This window comes from Hyphomonas sp. (genome assembly GCF_040882205.1).
Classification (GTDB): Bacteria; Pseudomonadota; Alphaproteobacteria; order Caulobacterales; family Hyphomonadaceae; genus Hyphomonas.
This window is the reverse complement of sequence record NZ_JBBEBT010000146.1, coordinates 1-4621: the sequence shown is the minus strand read 5'-3', so window position 1 is coordinate 4621 and position 4621 is coordinate 1. Positions and strand designations below refer to the sequence as shown.

General features: G+C 65.8%; 6 protein-coding genes. 1 reads left to right on the top strand and 5 read right to left on the bottom strand.

The features are described 5' to 3' along the window. The 5 genes from WEA77_RS05710 to WEA77_RS05690 form a co-directional block, all read right to left on the bottom strand. Positions 1-248, bottom strand: a 248-nt coding sequence (locus WEA77_RS05710) for a hypothetical protein (protein WP_368066907.1), incomplete at its 3' end; no start/stop codon positions are given. 43 nt (positions 249-291) lie between these two features. Further along, positions 292-630, bottom strand: coding sequence for a DUF1491 family protein (locus WEA77_RS05705; protein WP_368066906.1), 339 nt, complete (start codon positions 628-630; stop codon positions 292-294). Between the two features lie 47 nt (positions 631-677). Continuing rightward, positions 678-998 carry a hypothetical protein gene (locus tag WEA77_RS05700; protein WP_368066905.1) on the bottom strand — a complete coding sequence of 107 codons (321 nt, stop codon included), beginning with the start codon at positions 996-998 and terminating at the stop codon, positions 678-680. Positions 999-1347: 349 nt separating this feature from the next. Continuing rightward, positions 1348-1605 (bottom strand): hypothetical protein, encoded by a 258-nt coding sequence (locus WEA77_RS05695; RefSeq protein WP_368066903.1) that lies wholly within the window; start codon positions 1603-1605, stop codon positions 1348-1350. A 395-nt stretch (positions 1606-2000) separates the two neighbouring features. Then, on the bottom strand, positions 2001-3587 hold the full coding sequence (locus WEA77_RS05690) for a sensor histidine kinase (protein WP_368066902.1): 1587 nt from the start codon (positions 3585-3587) through the stop codon (positions 2001-2003). A gap of 151 nt (positions 3588-3738) precedes the next feature. Here WEA77_RS05690 and WEA77_RS05685 point away from each other — a divergent pair. Beyond that, the coding region (locus WEA77_RS05685; protein ID WP_368066901.1) for a hypothetical protein at positions 3739-4621 on the top strand (883 nt) is incomplete at its 3' end.

The following is a 4621-nucleotide window of genomic DNA, read 5'->3' as shown; positions in this document are numbered from 1 at the left end:
ATATAGGAGCCCGGACCGGCGACGGGCGCCGTACCGTAATAATAGTAGTAGTAGTCATACTCCTCCTCGATCATCTTCTGCTTCGCCTGGTACTCATTGTTGAGCAGGCCAAGCTGCGCCAGCATTGGCCCGAGCTGCGCGGCGTCCGCGCGCAGCGCCGCCTCCGCCTCGGTGCAGCCCTGCGCCATGGCCAGCGCCGGCGTGCCGGCCACCATCAGCAGGCTTAGCGTCACCAGATCCATTCGCATTGCAGTTGCCCTCGTTCCTGTGCGGATTCAATCGGCGTCAGCGTCAGTTTTCAACAGGTTCCGTCAGGAAAGTGCGCCCCTCCCGGTCCTCGATCTCGACGATCCAGAGGTCGCTGTCGCGCGCTTTGGCGCGGGCAACATACTCGTCCACGCTGGCCTCGTCCGGACCTATCCCCTGCATCGCGAGGTTCAGAAAGACCCGCTCACCCTCGAGGTTCATCGAGGGGGCATAGGCGGCGGCGTTGCCATTGAGGCTCGCCACTTTCACCAGCACATCGCCGCGATCATCGTCCCCATGCTGAACGACGAAGGCACTGGCCCCGGAGAGCTGCGCCCGCCGCACCAGTGCCTCGATCCATAGTCTGGAAGGTAAGCGGTCCATGCCAGAGAATCCCCCGACATAGGTGGCCGCGTCAAGTACGTTGAGGATCAGCCCTCGACCGCGCCGCCCATCATGCAGCTCATGCCGGCAGACATCAGCGCGCCCATCACGGCGCCCTGCTTGTCGGCGGGCAGGTCGTTCATCATCTGCTCGCCTTCATCCTCACCGGCCGCCATGGCGGCGGCGACGAGCTTGAAGGTGTCTGCATCGAGGCCTTTTTCGAGGCTGTCGGCGATGCAGGTACAGTTGGCTTCGGACTCGCCGCTTTCGGTGCAGGATTTAACCATAGCGGCCTTCTTGCCGCTGCCGACCGCGCCGCAACCTGCAAGCGCAAGGGCTGCAATGGCGGCAAAAACAAACTTCCTCATGGGCATCCCCTCTCGATTGGGAGGGGACGGTGGCATGGTTCGGGAGGCGGTGGAACTCTAATTTTTCGCCGGTCCGGCAAAGCAGGCGTCTGCCGCAAACCTGGGCCGCTGCGGAAGAACCGGCCGCATGTCGCAGGCGCGCCTGCAGGAATGCCCGGCTATGGGTTTCCAGCACAAAGCCGCGGGCTTCGCGCGCCCTGGTTTCGAAGGTCTGGCGGGCCCGCAGACCGGGCGAGGCGCAGCAGCAGTTCGGCAAAGCTTTCCTCATCGTTGGCCTGATGGAAATGCAGGCCCGGCTGGAGGTTCAGCCCCTCTGCGCCGAGCGGGGGCGGGTGACCACCGGCACGTTTTATCCGAGGGCGTCTGTGATCTTCGTCTTTATGCCGGCGCCGTTGAGGACAGGGGCAACAAGTACAGCCTCCTTCGAGAGGAAAGCACCAAGGTCCGGCTCGAAGCCGGTAACCTCAATATGGGTCAGCGCGGGGCCGGGGTCCGGCTTTCCGGCGGCGGCGAAGCTGAAGGGCACGGCGCCCTTGCCTGCCCCGTCATTGACCCGCCCGGCGATCCAGCCGGGCAGAGCGAGCGCTTCGAAATTTGGTCCGTACACGGCATTTATAACGAAAACAGAACGAATGCCGCCGCTGAAATCTGCTGGTGCGACTTGCCGCACCTCGATCAGCGGCGGCAAACCAGTCGCCTTGCTGCCCGGAAACTCCCTATTGGACTTTCCCGCTTCCAGCGGCGAGACCATAGGATACTGCCTAACAGGCCAAGCGCGGCGCCCCGTGGTCAGCTGCGCCTTCGCAAGCAGAGAGGCCACAGCGCGCACCGGGCGGCTGCAAGCGGGCGGTAAAGGTAGCGCCCCGGCTGTCATTGACCTTGTTCTTCATCATCCGCTGGCGGCCCATCTCGATTGGCCGCAGCCGCGGCCGTCTGAAACGGCCCCAGATGGCCTTTGGGCGACCGGCGTGACGATGCGGGAAGCTGTGTTCCATGACCGGCCTACTCCGCCGCTTCCTCCAGCGGGGCGATGTCGGATTCGGCGGCGCGTGGGAGCGTGACTTCGACGCGGGTGCCCCTGCCGGGTTTCGACTCGATCCTCAGGCTGCCGCCGTGCAGTTCGGCGAAGCGGCGCACCACGGAGAGGCCAAGGCCGGTGCCGGGCTTGGCGCCGGTGCCCTGCGCGAAAGGTTCGGTCAGCCGGACGAGGTCAGCCCCAGCAATACCGGCGCCCCGATCCGTGACCGCGAGCAGCGCGGCGCCGTCATAAAGGCGCGTTTCCAGCGTGACCGTTTTTCCGCTCACGGAGTATTTGATCGCATTAGAGACGAGGTTCTGCCAGATCTGGCGCACCGCGCGGGCGTCCGCCTCGGCCCAGACTTCGCCGGCCGTTTTCAGCTTCAGCGTGATACCCAGCCGGTCGGCCTGACCCGTCAGTTGGCGGATGACAGACTCGGCGGAGGCCGACAGGTCCACTGGCTCCGGCTCGAGGCGCGGCTGACCTGCTTCGCTGCGCGCCAGATCGAGGATATCGTCCACCAGCAGCAGCAGGTCCGTGCCGCTCTCGTGGATGATCGCCGGATAGTCCGCGTACGGCCTGGGCATCGGGCCCATCAATTCCGCCTGCATTACCTCGGCATAGCCGAGGATGGCGTTCAGCGGCGTCTTCAGGTCATGACCGAGCGAAGCGAAGAAGGCGGTGCGCGATTGCAGTTTCGCTTCAAGGTCCGCCACCGTGCTGGAGGGCAGTTCAGGCACCTGGTCCAGCGCGTCGACCATCAGGAGGTGGCAGCCCTTGACATGGCGTTCGGCGATCACGCGCACGCGCTGGCCGGAGACGAGTTCGGCCGTGACCAGCTTTCGGCCGGTGCGCCCGGGCGGCGGCAGGGGAAAGTCATGGTCGGTGAACAGGCTCGCCAGCGCCGAGCCGGGCCGCATGGTGACAAGGCCGAATGTATCGCCCTGCACGCGCCGCAGGCGCCCCTCCGGCGTCACGTCCACCCAGCTGATCCCGGCCATCGCGAAGGGGGCGAGGTCGGGGTCCGGGGGCGTTTCGGGCGAGGGCGCTGCCGCAGCGCGGCGGGCGTCGCCCATCTGCACATCGACCAGGTGCCAGACCGCCAGCGCGCACAGCACGACACCGGCAAAGGCAAACGGCGCGGCGAGTTCCGCGGCGCCCGGCGGCTGGGGCGGAATCCAGCCGAGCGGCGCGGCGATGACGACCGCGAAGAGCGCGAGCGCGGCGAAGGTGCCGGCTTCCGCCGCCATCCGCTGCGCACCCGCCAGCAGAGCCGCCAGCGGCGCCGCCACCAGAAGCACGATCAACGGCGAGACGCCCCCGCCCGTAAGCACGACGCCAACCAGCGCGGTGACCAGCCAGGCGATCACCAGTAAGCCGCGCCGCAGCGTATCTCCGCCAGCCGCCACGGCGTAGCCAGTCAATCCGGGAATGAGGGTCAGCAAAACGGCCGCAGCGAGGCTCACAAAGGGCGCGCCGGCAATGCCGCCCGAAACCGCCGCCGTCAGCCCCAGCGCGATCCACGCCAGGTGGACGAATTGTAACCGCTTCTGCGCCGTATCGGGGCTCAAGTCTTAACACCCCATAGAGAATTGTTAGGCATTCTTGCCGGATCAGGTGCCCCTGCTGGTGTATTTGTAATGCGCAAATCACACAAGGCATGGTTCCCCCTGCAGGGAAGATGGGGCAACACTATCGCGTGTCGCGTGAGGGAAATTTAGAATGAAGACCTCTGGGGTAATTGCCGCAGTCATGTGCGGCCTGGCACTTTCGCCCGGCGCATCCGCGCAGAAGGCTGATCCGATTTCGGAAAACGCCGCCGTTTACATGACGTTCCAGTCGGACGCCGAGGATGTTGCGGCCAAGCCGTTCAGGAATGCCGGCGATCTCGACGCGGCTTTGGGCACCCTCGGAGGCTATAATGCTGACCAGCTGACGCGCGGCTGGATGGCTTACTCAGCCCTCGTCGCGGCGCAGGACCCGGAATTTGCCGCCACCGTGCGCGACATCGAGGCCTTCTACGGCCGTGACCCGGTGATGAGGAGCTTTGCCGCCGGCAACAATTACGCCCGCTCGCTCGCAGGCGGCGACAATGCCGTCGGCGGCGCCATCGCGGTGACCGATACGGACCTGCCGAAGCTTTACTCGAACGCCGCCATCATCAAGGAACAGGGCTACTCCCTGCAAGGTTATGGCTGGGCGAAGTCGCGCATTCGTAACGGCGGCCAGCGCGCCGAAGTCGTCAAGGTCCTCCAGGGCAAGGGCGTGCCCGCCGATAACCTGATCGTCAGCGCGCTGACCAGCACGGCGCCGCTCTCGGGCGAAACCAGGGCCGGCATCATCAATGCGGCCGCGACGACCGAAGACGTCGCCGGCGCCGTGCGCCTTCCCGCCTTCCTGACAACCGGCTTCACCGGCCAGCGCCAGAAGGTGAAGTACGGCAAGGAAGCCGTCGCCAACCAGATCGCCTCGCTCGCAGCTATGCGTGTCATTGGCGCTGGCGCGGTCGACCAGGCCCGCCTTGCCAAGGTGATGACCGAGCCGGCGGTTCAGAGCTGCCTGAAAATGCAGAACCTGCAGCTGCAGGGCTGCGTCGCGGGTGTCG

What these genes read in the sequence shown, in the direction of transcription:
- WEA77_RS05705 (WP_368066906.1), bottom strand. Translation starts at nt 630, where the DNA reads ATGGACCGCTTACCTTCCAGACTATGGATCGAGGCACTGGTGCGGCGG.
- WEA77_RS05700 (WP_368066905.1), bottom strand. Translation starts at nt 998, where the DNA reads ATGAGGAAGTTTGTTTTTGCCGCCATTGCAGCCCTTGCGCTTGCAGGT.